This is a genomic window from Caulobacter sp. AVps18, from assembly GCF_058681425.1.
The window spans coordinates 1,406,201-1,424,907 of record NZ_CM178737.1; the positions used below are offsets into that span (position 1 = coordinate 1,406,201).

General features: G+C 64.4%; 10 protein-coding genes. 9 read left to right on the top strand and 1 reads right to left on the bottom strand.

Going from position 1 to position 18,707, the window contains the following annotated elements; translation table 11 throughout:
• Positions 1–262: 262 nt before the first annotated feature.
• Positions 263–3,481: a family 16 glycosylhydrolase gene (locus ACW179_RS06615; protein WP_492063506.1), complete on the top strand. Its 3,219-nt coding sequence runs from the start codon at positions 263–265 to the stop codon at positions 3,479–3,481.
• A 181-nt stretch (positions 3,482–3,662) separates the two neighbouring features.
• Positions 3,663–4,781 (top strand): acyltransferase family protein, encoded by a 1,119-nt coding sequence (locus ACW179_RS06620; RefSeq protein WP_492063507.1) that lies wholly within the window; start codon positions 3,663–3,665, stop codon positions 4,779–4,781.
• Between the two features lie 58 nt (positions 4,782–4,839).
• Here the strand turns inward: ACW179_RS06620 and ACW179_RS06625 are convergent, their stop codons facing one another.
• On the bottom strand, positions 4,840–10,716 hold the full coding sequence (locus ACW179_RS06625; RefSeq protein WP_492063508.1) for a family 16 glycosylhydrolase: 5,877 nt from the start codon (positions 10,714–10,716) through the stop codon (positions 4,840–4,842).
• 480 nt (positions 10,717–11,196) lie between these two features.
• Between ACW179_RS06625 and ACW179_RS06630 the strand changes: the two genes are divergently transcribed.
• The 7 genes from ACW179_RS06630 to ACW179_RS06660 all read left to right on the top strand — a co-directional run bounded on the left by ACW179_RS06630 (position 11,197) and on the right by ACW179_RS06660 (position 18,627).
• A complete protein-coding gene (locus tag ACW179_RS06630) occupies positions 11,197–11,769 on the top strand; it encodes a WcaF family extracellular polysaccharide biosynthesis acetyltransferase (protein WP_492063509.1) in 573 nt (190 codons plus the stop codon).
• Entirely contained in the window at positions 11,766–12,896 is a 1,131-nt protein-coding gene (locus tag ACW179_RS06635) for a hypothetical protein (RefSeq protein ID WP_492063510.1), read from the top strand. The genes ACW179_RS06630 and ACW179_RS06635 overlap by 4 nt, the downstream gene beginning before the upstream one ends.
• Positions 12,893–13,858 carry a GDP-mannose 4,6-dehydratase gene (locus tag ACW179_RS06640; RefSeq protein ID WP_492063511.1) on the top strand — a complete coding sequence of 322 codons (966 nt, stop codon included), beginning with the start codon at positions 12,893–12,895 and terminating at the stop codon, positions 13,856–13,858. The genes ACW179_RS06635 and ACW179_RS06640 overlap by 4 nt, the downstream gene beginning before the upstream one ends.
• A gap of 49 nt (positions 13,859–13,907) precedes the next feature.
• The gene (locus ACW179_RS06645; RefSeq protein WP_492063512.1) at positions 13,908–14,819 is read left to right on the top strand and encodes a glycosyltransferase family 2 protein; all 912 of its coding nucleotides are present in this window, start codon (positions 13,908–13,910) and stop codon (positions 14,817–14,819) included.
• A gap of 363 nt (positions 14,820–15,182) precedes the next feature.
• Positions 15,183–16,148 (top strand): GDP-L-fucose synthase, encoded by a 966-nt coding sequence (fcl, locus tag ACW179_RS06650; protein ID WP_492063513.1) that lies wholly within the window; start codon positions 15,183–15,185, stop codon positions 16,146–16,148.
• Positions 16,138–17,361 carry a glycosyltransferase family 4 protein gene (locus ACW179_RS06655; RefSeq protein WP_492063514.1) on the top strand — a complete coding sequence of 408 codons (1,224 nt, stop codon included), beginning with the start codon at positions 16,138–16,140 and terminating at the stop codon, positions 17,359–17,361. The genes fcl and ACW179_RS06655 overlap by 11 nt, the downstream gene beginning before the upstream one ends.
• Positions 17,362–17,370: 9 nt before the next feature.
• Positions 17,371–18,627 carry a glycosyltransferase gene (locus ACW179_RS06660; RefSeq protein WP_492063515.1) on the top strand — a complete coding sequence of 419 codons (1,257 nt, stop codon included), beginning with the start codon at positions 17,371–17,373 and terminating at the stop codon, positions 18,625–18,627.
• Positions 18,628–18,707: the final 80 nt, after the last annotated feature.

The following is an 18,707-nucleotide window of genomic DNA, read 5'->3' on the forward strand; positions in this document are numbered from 1 at the left end:
GGCGTTTGGCGTTCGCGGCGCGTTTTGCATGGTCTGCCGCTCAACTGTTCGCCCTCTGCCTCGGCGAGGCTCGTTGCCGGGCAAACTGGGATCTTTAGGTTTATATTTTCATAACGCGGCATTCGGGTTTGGATAATCTTGCGGTAATCAATAATGAAAATAAAGTACGATCGAATACTTTTGGTGTACTGCCAATTAACTAGTGTTATTGAATGGCTCTTTACATCTCCCTGTCAGATTACTCGTGACCAAGGGGGCTTTCATGGCAACTGTCACTTATCTCCGTTACGATGGTGTCGCGATCCAGCAGAGTGCAGGCGCGCTCAAGCTGATTAACGGCACGGCCGCTGCTGAAACGCTGACGGGATCTACTGCAAATGATGCCCTGTCTGGTAATGGCGGCGCCGATACACTGATCGGCGGGGCTGGCGATGACACCTATGTCATCCAAAATGGCATAACGACTGTCATCGAGGCTGCCGGAGGCGGTATCGATACGGTCAAGGCAACGACCAACTACATTCTGGGCGCGAATGTCGAAAACCTCTTGCTTATGGGCTTCACGTCCAAGGGCAATATGACCGGTGTCGGCAACAGCCTGAACAACCTGATCATTGGCGATATCAACAACCAGACCCTGATGGGTATGGGTGGACACGACGTTCTGGTGGGTGGCGGGGGCGTTGACGCCTTCGCTTTCGACGCCAATTCCGGTCGTGATGTCATCACGGACTTCACGGCCGGCGTGGGGACGGGCGCTGACTCCGTCCGCCTGACCGGTGTGTCGTTCACCAGCTTCGCCCAGGTCAAGGCCGCCATGACCCAGGTCGGTGCCGATGTGGTGCTGAAGACCTCGGCGACATCGGACATTACCTTCCGCAATGTCACGGTCGACGCCTTTACGGCTGACAATTTCAAGCTTCCGATCGATCTGTCCAAGTACACCCAGACGTTCGGCGAAGATTTCAATACGCTGAGCCTGCAGACCAACGGCCTGGCCTCGACCGGCATCTGGTCGGCCGAGTACGGCTTCGGCGGCTATGGCAGCAAGGCCAGCCACTTCATCGGCTACTATACCGGCGAAGATCAGATCTATGTCGATCCCAGCTTCAAGGGTTCGGGTACAACGGCCCTGGGCCTCAATCCGTTCGCGCTGGACAAGGGCATCCTGTCGATCAACGCCTCGATCAACTCCGAGGCCGTTCAGACTTCGCTCTGGGGCTTTGACTATTCGTCCGGCCTGCTGACCACCAAGACGACCTTCACCCAGCTGTACGGCTATTTCGAAATCCGCGCCGAGATGCCAACCGGCTCGGGCGGATGGCCGGCCTTCTGGCTGCTGTCGCCCACCAGCACCAATGAAATTGACGTCTTTGAAGTCAATTCCAGCAGCCCGAACGTCATCAACATGACGGTTCACGACAAGTCTCTGGCCAACAAGTCGGTTAGCTCGGCGGCCTATCTGCCCGACGCAGCGACCGGCTTCCACAATTACGGCGTCCTCTGGACCGCCGAGACCATCACCTTCTATCTCGACGGTGTTGCGGTCTATCAGATCCCGACCCCTGACAAGATGCATGAGCCGATGTACATGCTGGTCAACCTGGCGGTTGGCGGCTGGGCCGGCGATGTGGACAACAGCAATCTCACCACGGCCCTGAAGGTCGACTATATCCGCGCCTACAGCCTGGACGCCCCGAAGGGCGCCCTGCCTGACGCGGCAAAGGCCCCCGACAAGGCCGCTGCGGTCGTGCTCGATCCGGCCACGGTGATCAATGCGGCGTCTTCGGATTTCCGTATCTATGCCGGCACTGACGGCGGCTACCAGCTGGTCAACATCAAGACCGGTGCGGTTCAGTATCTGGGCTCGACCGCCCAGCTGCAGTTCACAGATGTGCTCGACGCTGCCTCGGATCTGTCAATTGGCTCCAGCAAGGTCGGCGGGGCCGGGAACGACGTGTTCAGCCTGACCAGCAGCGGCCTGCTGATCGGCGGCGGCGGCAATGACCAGCTGAACGGCAGCGACGGCAAGGATGTCCTGTTCGGCGGTCTCGGTGCCGATACCCTGACGGGTGGCGGTGGTGACGACGTGATGTTTGGCGGCGCCGGCGACGACACCTATGTGGTGGGCGCAGGCGACACCATTCTCGAACTGGGTAATGAGGGGACCGACACCGTCCGCACCACGCTCGACGGCTACACCCTTGGCTGGAACTTCGAGAACCTGGCCTATGACGGGTCCAAGGCCTTCGTCGGCACGGGTAACACGGTCAACAACGTGATCACCGGCGGGGCGGGCAATGACAGCCTGTCTGGGCTGCTGGGCGCTGACACCCTGAACGGCGGCGCTGGCAACGACACCCTGGACGGCGGCGTGGGCGCTGACCTGATGGTCGGCGGCGCAGGCGACGATCTCTATGTGGTCGACAACAGGGGCGACATGATCACCGAGACCGCCGGCGGCGGCTTCGACACCGTCAATGTGGTGTCGGGCTACACCCTGCCCAGCGCGGTCGAGATCGAGCGGGTCGTCATGGCCGCCGGCTCCACCGCCATGAACGTGGTCGGCAACGAGTTTGCCCAGACGATCGTCGGCAACGCCGGCATCAACCTGCTGGACGGCGGCGGCGGAGCCGACACCCTGATCGGCGGCGCGGGCAACGACACCTATATCGTCGACCATGTCAGAGAGGTGGTCATCGAAGAGGTCGGCGGCGGCCTTGACCTGGTCAGGACCAGCCTGTCGAGCCATACCCTCGCGGCCAATGTCGAGAACCTCACCTTTACCGGCGCTGGTAACTTTGCCGGCACGGGTAACGGCCTGGTCAATGTGATCACTGGCGGTGCGGGCAATGACACCCTTGACGGCGGCGCCGGTGGCGACCGTCTGGTCGGCGGCGCGGGTAACGACACCTATGTGATCGATAGCGCCTCCGATGCGATCGTCGAAGCGGTGGGTGGCGGCTACGACACCCAGGTCACCAGCCTGACCAACGCCATGGCCCGCGCGAATATCGAGGCCCTCAGCTATAGCGGTTCGGGCAACTTCGTCGGCTACGCCAATGCGACAGGCACGGTCATCACGGGCGGCGTCGGCAACGACACCCTGGTCGGCGGCGTCGGCGTCGATGTGCTGGACGGCGGCGCGGGCGGCAACGACCTTCTGACCGGCGGGGCGGGCGCAGACGTCTTCCGCTTCGAAAACCTTGGCCAGGGCGTGGACAGGATCTCCGACTTCAAGGCCGGCGTCGACCACATCGCCCTGAAGGCCACGGCGTTCGGCGTCACCACCCTGTCGGACCTGTCGTTCGTCAGCGGCGTCGCCCCAACCGCCGCCGACGGCCACGCCTCGCTGCTCTATGACACCAAGACCGGTGGTCTGTATTTCGACGCCACCGGCGGCGACAACAGCGACCAGGTCCAGATCGCTACCCTGACCAACAAGGCCGGGATCTCGCTGAGCGACTTCTGGCTGGTCTGACACGCAAGCCCGACCGGCTCGACGCCCCCGACGATGCAGATCGTCGGGGGTGTTTTGCTGTTCGTCAGCAAACAGAAACGGTTTGGCCTCATAGCTTCGCATGAACAGGCTTGCGGCCCACCGTGCGGTGACAGCACGATACCGCTCGCCTATAGCTCGTCGGCCCCGGGGGATCTGAGACTTGACGCCTGAGAGTTCAAAAGCCGCGTCCTCCGCCCCGGCGCAGCACTATCTGACCCTGGACGGTCTGCGCGGTGTGGCTGCCCTGGCCGTCATGGCCATGCACTGCGGTCCCTGGTTCAATCCGGACGGGATCTTCGCCCGCGCCTATCTGGCGGTGGATTTCTTCTTCCTGCTGAGCGGCTTCGTGGTCGCCCACGCGTATCAGCCCCGGCTGGATCAGGGCCGGCTCTCGCGCGGCCGGTTCGTGGTCGCGCGTGTGGTGCGGCTCTATCCGCTGATCTTGTTGGGCATGCTGATCTCGGGCGCGTTTCTGGCCCTGCGCTGGATGTCAGGGCGTCGCGACCTGCCTCTGGACATGATCATCGACGCCTTCGCCCGGGGTGTGGCGCTGATCCCGACCCTGACCCCCAATCCCGTGGGACCGGAAGAAGCCTATCCCCTGGACGGACCGCTCTGGTCGCTGTTCTTCGAGTTGGTGGTCAATATCATCTATGGCGTGGCGTTCCGCTGGATGACGACGCGGGTGCTGGTCGCGTTGGTGCTGGCCGGCCTGGCCGGCCTGGTCGCGGCGGTTCTGGTGCATGGCCATCTGGACGTCGGGGTTTCGCCTCACACCTTCTTCTGGGGTGTCGCCCGGGTCACGTTCGGCTTTTTCGGCGGCGTCCTGATCCATCGGCTCATTACGGGCAAGCACCTGGCCCTGCCGGCTCTGGGTCCGCTGACCGCCACCATCCTGCTGGTCCTGCTGTTTTGCATGCCGCGCGAATGGCCGTGGCGCGGCGTGGTGGATCTGGCCTGTGCGGTTCTGGTGTTCCCGCTGGTTTTGCTGTTCAGCCTGGGCAGCACGCCCGGCCCTGTGGTCAGCCGACTTTGCCGGGTCAGCGGCGACCTGTCCTACCCGATCTATGTGCTGCAGCGGCCGTTGTTCTGGTGGATCGGTAGTGTCTATCTGGCCTTCGACATCACCGACTGGCCCGCGCCGATCCCGGGTCTGATCGCCGTCGTTGTGGTGGTTATTGGGTCGTGGATCGCGCTGAAGGTCTGGGACGAGCCTGTCCGCAAGGCCCTGGCGCCGCTGACCCGACCACGCCCGCGCCCACCGGGGCCAGTATCCTGAACCCGGACATGGTCGGTCCAAGACGTGCGGGCGGGGCCGCAGCCCCGCCCCAACGGTTCTAGACCAGCCAGAAGTCGTTCAGCGTGATGGCCGCCTTGTTGGCCAGGGTGGCGATCTGGACCTTGTCGGATCCATCGCCGCCATTGGCGTCATAGAACAGCGCGCCGGTGGCGGTGTCATACAGCAGGGTGGCGCTGCTGTCGGCCGGTTGGGGCGCGACGCCGCTGATGAAAGTGATGTCCGACAGGGTCACCACGCCGAAGGCCGTGGCCTTCAGCCCGATGTGGTCGACGCCGACCTGGAAGTCGCTGATCCGGTCCACACCGGAGCCAATCGTGTCGAACTGGAACACGTCCGCGCCGCCGCCGCCGCTGAGGGTGTCGGCCCCGAGGCCGCCGTTCAGCACATCAATCCCGGCACCGCCGACCAGCGAGTCGGTCCCGGCCCCGCCGATCACGACCGTGCCCTGGGCGTTGGCGTAGCCGACGAAATTGCCGACCCCACCGAATGTCAGGACCTCGACATTGGCCGCCGCGATCACGCCGCTGATGCTGCTGATCTGGGTGTCGTAGCCTTCGCCGGCGTTTTCGACGATCGCGTCGCCGTTGAAGACATAGGTGTCGTCACCCAGGCCGCCGATCAGGCGGTCAGAGCCGGCGCCGCCGTCCAGGGTGTCATTGCCGGCGCCGCCCGTGATGACATTGACCAGGGCGTTGCCCGTGCCGGTGAAGGCACCTGCGCCGGTAAAGGTCAGGTTCTCGACATTGTCGGTCAGGACATAGGCCGACAGGGCGGTCCTGACGAGGTCGGTCCCGGCTCCGGCCGCTTCGACCACGACGGTTGCGGCGTTGCGGACCACATAGGTGTCGTTGCCGGCCAGGCCTTGCAGGCTGCTGGCACCGCCGCCGTCATCCAGGGTGTTGATGGCCGAGTTGCCTTCAAGCGTCATCGCCCGGAGGTTGCCGGTCACGTTGAGGGCGGTGGTTCCGGTCAGGACGATGCGTTCGATCGCCGAGTCCGCCGTCGCCACCCAGGTCCTGGAGGTCTGAACCGTATCAAACCCGCCACCGACGGCCTCGATCACCACATCGCCGGCATTGTCGAGGATGTAGAGATCATCGCCCGCGCCGCCGGTCAGGGTGTCTGCCCCGGCTGCGCCGTCCAGGGTGTCGCTCGAGGCGGTGCCCGTCAGGGCGTCAGCGGCGGCTGTGCCCAGCAATGACACACCCGGCAGGGGGCCGCTGAGGCTGACCACGCCGTCGGAGAACTGAAGGCTCTCCATGTTGACCAGGAAGTCGACACCGGCGCTCAGGGTGTCCTGGACGAAGAAGCCGCCTGCACCGTTGCTGGTGACCACATAGCGCGAGGTCGCGCCAGCATAGATGGCTACGTCATTGCCCGCGCCGCCGTCCAGGGTATCGGCCCCGAAGCCGCCGTCGAGGGTGTCGTCGCCCACGCCGCCGCTCAGCGAGTCGGCATTGGCACCGCCCGTGATCCGGTTGGCCGAGCCGTTGCCGGTTCCGGTGAAGGTTGCGCCGCCGGTATAGACCAGGGCCTCGACTTCGGCGCCCAGCGTAAAGGTCGAGAGGGTGGTGCGCACGGTGTCGAAGCCGCCATTGGCCGCCTCGGTGATCCTGTCGCCGGTGTTGTCGATGATGAAGACGTCGTCGCCGGCGCCGCCGGTCAGGGTGTCAGCCCCCGCGCCACCGTCGAGCGTGTCGGCGCTGACTCCGCCGATCAGCCGGTCCGCTCCGACATTGCCGGTGACGTAAGTGCCTGTGGCGTTGGCGTAGCCGGTAAAGGCGGCGGAACCGCTGTAGGTCAGGGCTTCGATATTGGCCGCCGCGATCACGCCGCTGACGCTGCTGATCTGGGTGTCGTAGCCTTCGCCGGCAAGCTCCACCAGAACGTCGCTGGTGCTGTCCATGAAATAGGTGTCGTTGCCCTGGCCACCGACCAGACGGTCGCCGCCGGCTCCGCCGTTCAGGGTGTCGTTGCCCGTCCCGCCGGTGATGACATTGATCAGGGCGTTGCCGGTGCCGGCAAAGCCGCCGGTGCCGTTGAAGGTCAGGTTCTCGACATTGTCGGTCAGGGCGTATGAGGCCAGGGCCGTGCGGACAGTGTCTGTACCCTGGCCTGCGGCTTCGACCACGACGGTTCCGGCGTTGCGGACCACATAGATGTCGTTACCAACCAGGCCCTTGAGCAGATCGGCACCGCCGCCGTCGTCCAGCGTGTTGTGGCCGGAATTGCCTTCCAGAACCATCGAGAACAGGTTGCCGGTCAGGTTGAGGCTGGCGGTCCCCGTCAAGGTGACGCGTTCGATCTCGGACCCTGCGGTCGCCGTCCAGGGACGGGCGGTCATGACGGTGTCGAAGCCGCCGCCGACCGCTTCGACGACCACGTCGTCGACGTTTTCGATGAAGTAGAGGTCGTCGCCGCCGCCACCGATCATGGTGTCAGGACCCCAGGCACCGTCCAGGGTGTCGTTGGACCCGCCGCCGATCAGGACGTCGGCGTCATCGCCGCCCACCAGGGAGACGCCGGCGACCGCGACGGCCGCCGGGGACACCATGCCGTCGCTGAAGCGCAGGGTCTCGACACCGGAGATGCGGTCGCGGCCTTCGTTACCGGCACCCGACAGCTCGTCCTGAACATAGTAACCGCCAGCGCCATCGACGGTGATCGTGTAGCGCGAACGGGGGCCGGAATAGATGGCGATGTCGTCGCCGTCGCCGCCGACGATCGTGTCGTCGCCGCCGCCGCCGATGAACAGGTCGTTGCCCGCCGCGCCGCTCAGGTTGTCAGCAGCCGCGCCGCCAATCGCACCGGTGCCGCCCATGGCGGGAGCCAAGGCGAAGGTTCCGTCCGAGAAGCGGACGTTCTCGATGGCGGTCAGGCGGTCGAGGCCTTCGTTCGCGGGGCCGGCCAGGGTGTCGAGGACATAATAGGCGCCGTCCGTACCGGCGAAGATCCGGTACTGGGCGCGCGGCCCGGCATAGATCGCCGCGTCAGTGCCCGTGCCGCCATCCAGGCTGTCATCGCCCAGACCGCCGGTCAGCAGATCCGCGCCGGTCCCGGTCGCCAGGGTGTCGGCGGCGGTTCCGCCGCGCAGCCACAGGCCGGTTGCGGCCGTTGCGGGCGTGACAATGCCGCCCGAGAACTGCAGCGACTCGATGTTGGTCAGGTGATCAAGACCTTCGCTGGTCGAGCCGACCGCTGTGTCCTGGACATAGTAGCCGCCGGCGCCGTCGTCATAAACGACATAGGTAGACCGGGCGCGGGTATAGACTGCGGTATCGTTGCCGGCACCGCCGTCGAGTTCGTCATTGCCGCCTGCGCCGATCAGCACGTCGGCACCGGTGGACCCTGTCAGGGTTTCAGCGCCGGCCACGCCTTGCAGCCACAAGGCGCTGGGCGTGGTGGGCAGGTTCACGGCCTGGCCGGCGAAGGTGGCGCGCTCGATCCCGATCAGGCGGTCCAGACCTTCGTTGCTGGTGCTGGACCTGGCGTAGAAACCGCCCGTGCCGTCGCCGTAGATAATGAAGGTGTTGAAGGCCCCGCTGAAGGCAGCCGTGTCCACGCCCTCGCCGCCGTCGAGATAGTCATTGCCGCCACCGCCGTTGAGGGTGTCGTTGCCGCCGTTGCTGTAGATGTAGTCGGAGCTTTCGTAGCCGAACATCACGTCGCCGCCCGCGCCGCCGTACAGCACGTCGAAGCTGGCGCTGCCCTGGACATAGAGGCCCGTGAACAGGGTCTTCGGATCCAGGATGCCGGTATCGGCGAACTGGATCTGCTCAATGCCGGTCAGGTGGGTGGTGCCGCCGGTCTTGGCGATCACGAAATAGCCGTCGCTGCTGTCGCTGTAGATGAAGTAGCTGGCCTGGGTCTTGTTGTAGACGACGGTGTCGATGCCGTTACGGCCGTCCAGCTCCTTGACCTTGCCGTTTGCGGCACCAGTCTCGCCGGCGATCACGTCGTCGGCCGTCGTGCCGATATAGGTCTCGGAATAGGACGTGGACCCGGTCAGGGTCAGGCTGCTGAAATCGCCGATCGTTACGCCCGGGATCGCATAAGATCGCACATAGTCGATCTGGTAGGCCGAATCCGAGATCGTCGCAGGGTTGATGTTGGGGTCGATACCACCGATGGCCAAGTTTAGCACGATATACATCGGCTGGTTCATGTCGGCGGGTGTAGCGATCCGATAGACCGCGTCACCGTCGATGTACCAGGTGATGAACTCGGGGGTCCAGAGCAGGGCGTAGGTGTGGAATTCCGTGCCCGCGCCCGGCAGGTAGGTGCGGTTATTGGCCGTGCCGCCCGGAAGGCCGACGTCGTGCGCCACCTGCTTGACGTTGTCGACATTGGAGCCGGCCGCCTCAAGAATGTCGATTTCCGGCGGATTGGAGCCGCTGGCCGGGATCAGCCAGAAGGCCGGCCATGCGCCCGCATTGGTCGGCAGCTGGGCGCGCATCTCATAATAGCCGTAGGTCTGGATCGCCGTCGGCTCGGAGGTCAGCAGGCCCGAATAATAGTTGTAATTGAACAGGACGGGCTTGCTCTCGGTAGGGATCAGGCCCGCCTTGATCGACAGGACACCGTCCTTGATCGAGAACGGGTCCAGGCCCAGGGGCGTGGTGCCCGTGCCGGCATAGGTCGGATCGACATACAGCTGCTTTTCGCCGGTGCCCTGCAGGGTATGGCTGCTGATCTGGCCGGCACCGTTGAAGCCGTAGGTGGTGCTCCACTTGCCGGTGATGCCGTTCGAAATGCTGAGCGTGTCGAACTCGTCGGCGAACGACAGAACCAGACCGGTCAGGTCGAGCGGCAGCTGGAAGCTGTTGGCCGTGAACATCGACAGTGTCGTGTTCTTGAACAGCACCGAGCTGTCGGCGTTGAGCGACAACAGCACATCTGACCCAACCTGGGACATCAGGCTGGATACGGCGGCGAAGTTGGTCAGGCCAAACTCGAGGCTCAGGCGCACCGTGGTGGTGGCGCTCCAGCCGTTGATCACGTCATGACCCGAAGCCGGGCCGTCGAAGATGAAGATGTCGGCGCCGCCGCCGCTGGTGATGGTGTCGTTGCCCGCGCCGCCGTTCAGGCGCTGGGTACCGGCATCGGCGATGAAGACGTTGTTCATCGTGTTGCCGATCAGCGTCAGGTTGCCGCTTTGACCGTTTCCGAAGATGTAGGCGTTCTGCACGCCTTCCGACATCTTGTAGCTCAGGTTGGTCGAGATCGTATAAACGCCGGCGTTGGCCGGGGCGATGATCGTGGTGTTGGCGTTCTTGATGATAAAGGTGTCGTTGCCCGTGCCGCCGACCAGTGTCGTGGCGCCCAGCGAGCCGTGGAGCACGACATTGCTGCCGTTGTTGGACACGCCATAGAAGCTGCCCGTGCCGGTATAGACGAGCTGTTCGACGTTTTCGGGCAGCACATAGTAGGAAAGCGCGGTCCTGATGGTGTCGAAGCCGCTGTTGACCAGCTCGACGACGACATCGCCGGCGTCATTGATCACATAGGTGTCGTTGTTGCCGCCGCCGACAAGGGTGTCCACGCCGGTCGCCGAGGTCAGGGAGTCGATGCCTGCGGCGCCGATCAGCGACGTTCCAGCGCCGGTCGAGGTCAGGGTGGCACCGCTGGCCGTCGCGTCGGCGCTGAGGATTCCGTCCGAGAACTGAAGTTGCTCTATGCCGGTCAGGCGGTCGCGCCCTTCGTTCGCAGCCGCGTCCGCCAGGTTGTCCTTGACGTAGAAGCCGCCGGCACCGTCGGGAGTGACGAGGTAGCGCGAGCGTGCTCCGGCATAGACCGCCACATCCGCGCCTGCGCCGCCGATCAGGGTGTCGTCACCCAAGCCGCCCGTGAGGATGTCGTCTTCGATACCGCCGGTCAGCGTATCGACGCCCACGGTTCCAGAAATTACGGCCACGCCTCTACCCCAGTCCTGTTAACACCCCGGCAACCTTTAGCCCACATTCATGACGTTCGCAGCCATGTTTGTGCAATCTCGAGGTCCAGGCCTCAGCGATCGCAAGAGTCATGCCATCTTAAAACGTCTCTGTGACTAGTGTTCGCGCACCGCGCGAGCCAGTCGATTGGCGGGTCACTGCTCTCGCGCCAGCCAATCGTCAAAGCTTGGCCGTACAGACACTTTCCCACTGTATTAACTTCGTTGGCGTAGAGCCTCTGGATGCATGGGGTGCAAAATTCAGGAGCCGGGCGCTCGCATTTGAGCGCGCGGCGGCAAGAGCGGCCTTCAAGGGAATGTCTTCCTTGACGACTACATTCAACTTCCGGCCTAACGGTTGGATCAGATCGGTGACCTGGGGCATGTGGCATTGACCTTCGCGGCGAGACTTTTTTGGGTGCCGAACTGTCGTCGGGGGCCTGATCGTCAGGGGCGGGTGCAATGATCGAACCTCGGGTTCAAGACCTCAGCCGATTTGTCCTGCCGGCGGGTTTTCGCGGACGCTCGGCGATCACGACCCAGCTCTGGTGGATTGTTCAGTCGACGCTGTTCGCCTGTTCGCCACAGTTCCTCTATGGCTGGCGTAACTGGCTGCTGCGCTGTTTCGGGGCGCGGATCGGCAAGGATGTGCTGGTGCGGCCGTCGGTCCGGATCACCTATCCCTGGAAGGTCTCGATCGGCGACCGCAGCTGGGTTGGCGACTATGCCGAGCTCTATTCCTTGGGCGAGATCGAGATCGGCGCCGACGCGGTGGTCTCGCAATATGCCTATCTGTGCACGGGGTCGCATGATCACCGCGCGATTGGCTTCGACATCTACGCCAAGCCGATCCGGGTTGAGGACGAGGCCTGGGTGGCCTCCGGCGTGCTGGTCCATCCCGGGGTGACCATTGGCCGTGGCTCAGTCGTCGCCGCACGCTCGGTGGTGATGCGCGATACCGAACCCTTCAAGATCTATGCAGGCTCGCCCGCCGTCATCCGGGGCGACCGAACTTTGCGAGAGGCCAAGGCGTGACTTCAGCGACTTCGTCCGACACCGTCGAGCGCCGCCCCCGCTATCTGATCGTTCGACCCGCGCCCGCCGCCGGCGGCGCCAATGGCGGCGACGAGGTGATCTACAAGCGCTCGATCGCCTATCTGAAGCGCGATGCCGACACCGAACTGTTCGAACTGCAGCCGGTCGGAAAGGTGCGTCAGATCCTCGAGATCTTTCGTGGTGCCCCGCCCGAGGCTACCCGGTTCACCGGCGGCGACAATGCCGAACGCCTGGCCGCCGTCCTGGCCGGATCGCAGTTCGACGTGGTGTGCCTGTTCAATGAAGTGACCTTTTCCTATACGGGCCAGGTCAAGGCGGCGGGTCTGCCTGTCGTGCTGATTGCCCAGAACGTTCATTCTCTGGTGGCCGCCACTGATCCTTCGGCTGTGGCGCGTCTGCTGCGGCCGATGGCCGTGGCCTTCGAACGCCGCTTCTACGCCGACCCACAGATCGCCCTGGTCTGCATCTCGCGCGCCGATGTCGCGGGTCTCAAGGCCGCAGGCATCGAGCGCACGAAGGATCTCTGGATCGCCCCCGCCGGCGCACCGCCGGCCAAGCCGCTTTCGCCTGACGCGCCGATCCTGCGCGAGGCCGTCCTGACCGGCTCCTACGGCTGGTGGCGCAAGCGTCGCGACCTCAAGAGTTTCGCAGCCGGCGAGGCCCTGGGCGCGCCCGTGCTGGCCTCTGACCCCCTGGCCCTGGAGATCCTCGGCGAGGAGGGCCGCAAGGTCGAGGCGTCTGAAGTCGACTGGTCGGCCGGGCTGCGCTTTGGCCTGATCACCGACGCCTTTGTCGGTGGCTTCAAGCTGAAGTCCCTCGAATACATCGCCAACAACTGCATCGTCCTGAGCATGTCGGACATCGCCATCGAATACGAAGGCATTCCGCACGCGGAGGAATTCATGCGCATCACCCCGACCAAGGCCGAGGCGCGCAAGGTGATTGAGGAAATCCTCGCCCAGCCTCAGCAGGGCGTTGTCGAACGATTCCTGGAATTCAAGGCCGCCTGCATGGCGCGCTACGAGTGGGAATCCTGTCTCCAGCCGCTTGGCGACGCCGTCACCAGCCGCCTGACCGCGACGGGCCTGATGGAGAACGTGGCGTGACGCGGGCCCTCGTCTGTGGCGTCTCCGGTCAGGACGGTGCCTATCTTTCGAAGTTGCTGGTCGACAAGGGCTATGAGGTCATCGGCGTTTCGCGGGACGCGGAGATGTCGCGGTTCGAGCATCTGGCTCGGCTGGGCGTTCGCGACAAGATGACCTTCCGGTCCATGACGCTGAACGATTTCCGCAGCGTGCTACAGGTCCTGGCCGAGGTCGCGCCCGACGAGATCTACAATCTGGCGGGCCAAAGCTCTGTGGGGCTGTCGTTCAACCAGCCCGTCGAGACGATGGAGAGCATCGCGGTCGGCACGCTGAACCTGCTTGAGGCCATGCGTTTCCTGAAGTTGCCGGGGCGTCTCTACAATGCCGCGTCCGGCGACTGCTTCGGCCAGACGACGGCAGATGCGCCGGCCACTGAAGACTCGCCGCTGCGGCCGCGCAGCCCGTATGGCGTGGCCAAGTCAGCCGCCTTCTGGGAAGTGGCCAACTACCGGGAAGCCTATGGCCTGTTCGCCTGTTCGGGCCTGCTGTTCAACCACGAGTCCCCGCTGCGCCCCGCGCGCTTCGTGACCCGCAAGGTGGTCCGCACCGCCTGCCGGATCGCCCAGGGTTCCGGCGAGCGCCTGCAGATCGGCGACGTCCGGGTTGTACGCGACTGGGGGTGGGCCCCGGAATATGTCGACGCGATGTGGCGGATGCTGCAGAGCGACACGCCCCGTGACTATGTGATCGCCACAGGCGAGAGCTGCCGTCTGGAAGACTTCATCGCCGCCGCCTTCGCCGAAAACGGACTGGACTGGAAAGACCATGCCGATGTCGACGAAAGTCTGTTCCGGACCACCGACATCATGACCAGCTATGCGGACCCCAGTCGGGCCGAGCGCGAACTGGGCTGGGTTGCCCAGACCCGCGTACCGCAGATGGTCAAGGAACTGGTGCGCGTCGAGCGCGAGGTCGGACTCTAGCGGGTCTGGTTGGCATGTCTGTTCATCGTTCAGGTTATTGAAGGTCCCGATGACCGTTTCGCCCGAAATGCGCACAGTGGTGGGCGTGCCCACCTACAAGCGACCGGCCAGGCTCAAGGCGCTTCTGGAGTCGCTGGAGCCGTCGCTGCGCGCCTTTGACGCCGAAGTGGTGGTGGCCGACAATGCCTGCGCCGCGGAAAGCGAGGCCGTGGTTGAGGCCTTCCGGGCGCGCTGGCCCAGGACAACCTATGTGCCGGTGCCCGAACGGGGCATCAGCGCTGTGCGCAACGCCCTGATCGCCAGTTTCGAGACGCGCGATGCGGCCTGGTTGGCCATGGTCGACGATGATCTGACGGTAAAGCCCGACTGGCTGGAGCGCATGACGGCGGCGGGCGCGACCTATGGCGGCGACATTGTCGGCGGGCCCTATGCCTGCAAGCCAGAGCAGGGACTGAGCTTCATCGTCGCCAACAGCATCTTCGTGAAGCGGCCGCGCCGCGACACGGGTCCCTGTCCGCCCATCGGCGGCACCGGCAACACCCTGATCCGCCGTAGCCTGCTGGACAAGATCGCCGCCCCGCACTTTCAGAGCCGTTATGGCCTGTCGGGTGGCGAGGACTACGAGTTCTTCCGGCGCGCCTCCAAGGTCGGGGCGCAGTTCGTCTGGGCCGACGACGCCGATGCGGTGGAGGATGTCGAGCTTGATCGCCTGTCGCCGGGCGCGGTATTTCACCGTTATTATTCAACCGGCAACTACATGGCCCTTATCGATCGCGAGCACGACGGCCTGGGGCCGGCGCTGCGTTCGCATGGCGGAAACTTCGTCAAGGCCCTGATTGGGGTGGCTGCGTCCGCGTTGAGGTTCAACAAGGTTAAGCTGCTGACCAGTGTCTTCCGCCTGTGCTTCGCGGCCGGCGCCATGAGCAGCTTCCTGGGGCGGAGGATCTATCGCTATGGCTGACTCTCAAGGCGGGCCGTCAAGAAGTCTTCGGTTGAATTCAGGTGCGATGGCACGACTTAAGCATGCCTGGATCAGGTCGTGTCGTTTGGCGCCAAAGCGGGGCATTTCCGAGAGAGATTTGATGTTTTGGCCCGACAAGCTCGCCACGCTCATTGTGAAGCGTTAGTGAGAGATCTTGGATCTGGATGATGGGGATAACGTGCCTATGTTTGGAATGGGCACATCCTCTCTGGTAATTTCGACGGCGCGTGTTTGTCAGGGCGTCGTCGCAAAATGCGTCGGCGACATCCGGCGGGATTGAAAAACTGTGCGCTGAGAGGGCCGCGGGTGGCCTGATCACGGTAGTAAAGGAGCAGTGGGCTAATGGTTAATGACGTTGTCTATTCGCTCGCGGGCAAGCGGGTTTGGGTCGCTGGTCATCGTGGCATGGTCGGCTCCGCCTTGGTGCGCCGTTTGGCGCAGGAAGACTGCGAAATTCTGACGGCCGCCCGGGCCGACGTTGATCTGAAGCGTCAGGACCAGACCGAGCAGTGGGTGGCCGAGAACAAGCCTGATGCCGTGTTCCTCGCTGCGGCGAAGGTTGGCGGCATCATGGCCAACAACACCTACCCCGCTGATTTTCTTTATGACAACCTGTCGATTGGCTCGAACATTATCGACGCCTCTTACCGGCAGGGCGTCGAAAAGCTGCTGTTCCTCGGATCCAGCTGTATCTATCCGCGCCTCGCGCCGCAGCCGATCAGCGAGGACTCCCTGCTGACCGGGCCGCTTGAAGCGACAAACGAGTGGTACGCGATCGCCAAGATCGCCGGCATCAAGATGACGCAAGCCTATCGTCGCCAATATGGCGTGGACTACATCTCCGCCATGCCGACCAACATGTATGGGCCCGGGGACAACTTCAATCTGCAGTCCAGCCACGTGTTGCCCGCGCTTATGCGAAAGGCCCACGACGCCAAGATCGCTGGTGCCGACGAGATGATGATCTGGGGCACGGGCAGCCCGCGTCGCGAGTTCCTGCACGTTGATGACTGCGCCGATGCGCTGGTCCACCTGATGAAGACCTATTCCAGCGACAATCACGTCAATGTCGGCTCGGGCGAAGACCTGACGATCCTGGAGCTCGCCACCCTGGTGGCCGAGGTTGTCGGCTTCAAGGGCAAGATCGTCACCGATCCTTCCAAGCCCGATGGTACGCCGCGCAAGCTGATGAGCGCGGATCGCCTGCGCAGCGAGGGCTGGGCGCCGACGATCGAGCTGCGGGACGGCATCGCGGCGACCTATGCGTGGTTCCTCGACAACGCGCCTTCGGTCGAAAATGGCCGATAGCACTCAAGCGGTCGCAGGCCGCGAGCGTCTGCTGCTGGCCACGCGCCACTACGCCCCCGAGCCCACCGGTAGCGCTCCGGTCCTGCAACAACTGGCCGAGTGGCTCGCGGGGGCGGGTTATGCGGTCGAGGCCGTGACGGTGCGGCCCAGCTATCCCGAAGCCCACATTTTTCCGGGCTACGAACTGGGCCAGAAGGACAATGTGGTCGAGAACGGCGTGCAGGTCAGCCGCCTGCCGACCACGGCCGTTGGCTCCAAGGGCATGCTGGCCCGGGCGATTCCCGAGTCGCGCTTCATGATCGACCTGTTCCTGGGTCGCCTGACCGGGTCCATCAAGCCCAGCCGGCTTGTGGTCTCGCTGTGCCCGTCGATCCTGACGGTGACCGGCGCCCTGGCCCTGCGCGCCAGGGGTGGCCGCCATGTGGCCATCGTCCATGACATTCAGTCTGGCCTGGGCGCGGCTCTTGGCCTGGGCGGCGGCGGGGCGATCATCCGCCTGCTGCGCAAGGTCGAGGCCTGGACCCTGAACCGCGTCGATTCCGTCGTGGTGCTGTCGGACGACATGGGTCGCATCCTCAAGGAAATCGGCGTCACCACGCCGATGCTGGTGCTGCCGCCACATGTCGACGCCTCGAGCGTCCGACCCATGCCCAAGCCGGAAGGCGCGCCGCCGACCCTGATGTACAGTGGCAATCTGGGCCGCAAGCAGGGCCTGGATCAGCTGCTCGACATGGCTGCCGAGCTCAAGGCGATGGACCCTGCCGTCCGCATCGTCGTGCGGGGCGACGGCGCCACCAAGGACACCCTGGTCGCGCGCGCCCAGGCCGAGGGTCTGACCAATGTGGTCTTCGAGCCCCTGGTCGACCGCGCCAAGGTCTGCGAGTCCATGGCCGAGGGCGATGTCCACCTGGTGCCGCAGTTGCCTGGTGGCCAGGAATTCGCCGTGCCCAGCAAGGCTTTCACGATCATGGCCGCCGGCCGGCCGTTCGTGGCCACGGCCGAGGCCGGTTCGCCCCTGGCCCAGCTGGCCGAGCGAAGCGGGGCGTTTGTCTGCGTGCCGCCGGGCGACGCAAAGGCCTTCGCCGAGGCGTGCCTCGATCTGCTGTCCAACCCTGACAAGCGTCAGGCCATGGGCGCAGCCGGCCGCGATTTCGTCGAACGCGAGGTCGATACGCCGGTGGTCATGGAACGCTTCCGCCAACTGCTGGTCTAGGGTCACGGGATGAGCGGCGTCCGGGCGCGCAAACAGGCGCTGTTCATTCACAACAACTTTCCCGGACAGTTCGGCTTTCTGGCCGAGGCCATGAGTGCCGACGGCTGGACCTGCGCCGCCATCGGGTCGGAAACTGCCTCGCCGGTGGCCAACCTGCCCATGGCCCGCTGGCGTACGGCGCGCGGCTCGACCCCGGGAATCTATGGCCCCGCCACCCGGGCCGAAGCTGACCTTATCCGGGGGCGAGCCGCCGCCGAATGCGCCTTGGTGCTGAAGAACAAGGGCCTCAAGCCCGATCTGGTCATCGGCCATCCAGGCTGGGGCGAGACCCTGTTCATGGAAGAGATCTTCCCTGAGGCCCGCCAGATCCTGCACGGCGAATTCTATTATCGCGCCAAGGGCGGGGACGTCGGCTTCGATCCCGAATTTGGCGACCTGGACCAGGACGAGCGCTTTCGCGTCCATGCCAAGAACGCGACCCTGGGCCTGGCCTATCTCAGCGCCGACAGGCTGGTCTGCCCCACGCGGTTCCAGGCCAGCGTATTCCCCGAATCCCTGAAACCGCGCATCTCGATCATTCACGAGGGCGTCGACACCCAGGCTATCGCCCCGCGCGACACCGCCAGTTTCATCCTGCCCGATGGTCGGGTGCTGGATCGCTCGATGCCGGTAATCACCTTCATCAACCGGCGTTTCGAGCCCCTGCGCGGATTCCATGTCTTCATGCGCGCCCTGCCGGCCTTGCTTAAGGCTGTGCCGGAGGTGCAGATCGTGCTGATCGGCTCAGAAGACGGCTCGGGCTATGGCCGCACCCCGCCAGAGGGCAAGACCTGGAAGTCCGTGGTGCTGGAGGAACTGGCCGGTCAGATGGACCTGGACCGGGTGCACTTCGTCGGCCGGCTGCCTCATGCCCGGATGCTGGACGCCTTGGCCATCTCGGCGGCCCACATCTATTACACCTATCCGTTCGTGCTCTCCTGGTCGCTTCTCGAGGCCCTGGCCTCGGGGTGCCTGGTCATCGGGTCAGACACGGCCCCGGTGCGCGACGCCATCGTGTCGGGCGAGAGCGGCATCCTGCTGGACTTCTTCGACGTCGACGCCCTGTCGAACGCCATGATCTCGGCCTGCCGCGAACCGGAACGCTATGGGCAGATGCGCAAGGCCGCGCGGGCGGCGGTGACGGCCGAATTTGACCGTCGCCTCACCTGCCTGCCGCGCTGGCGCGCCCTGATCGACGAAACCGTGGCCCTGGGGCCGCGAAGCTGATCTCGAGCGTTTTGTTTTAACGTATTTTCTGACGATGAACCGGCGTCCACCGCGTCGGAACGCGCTCTAGAGCAAAGGTC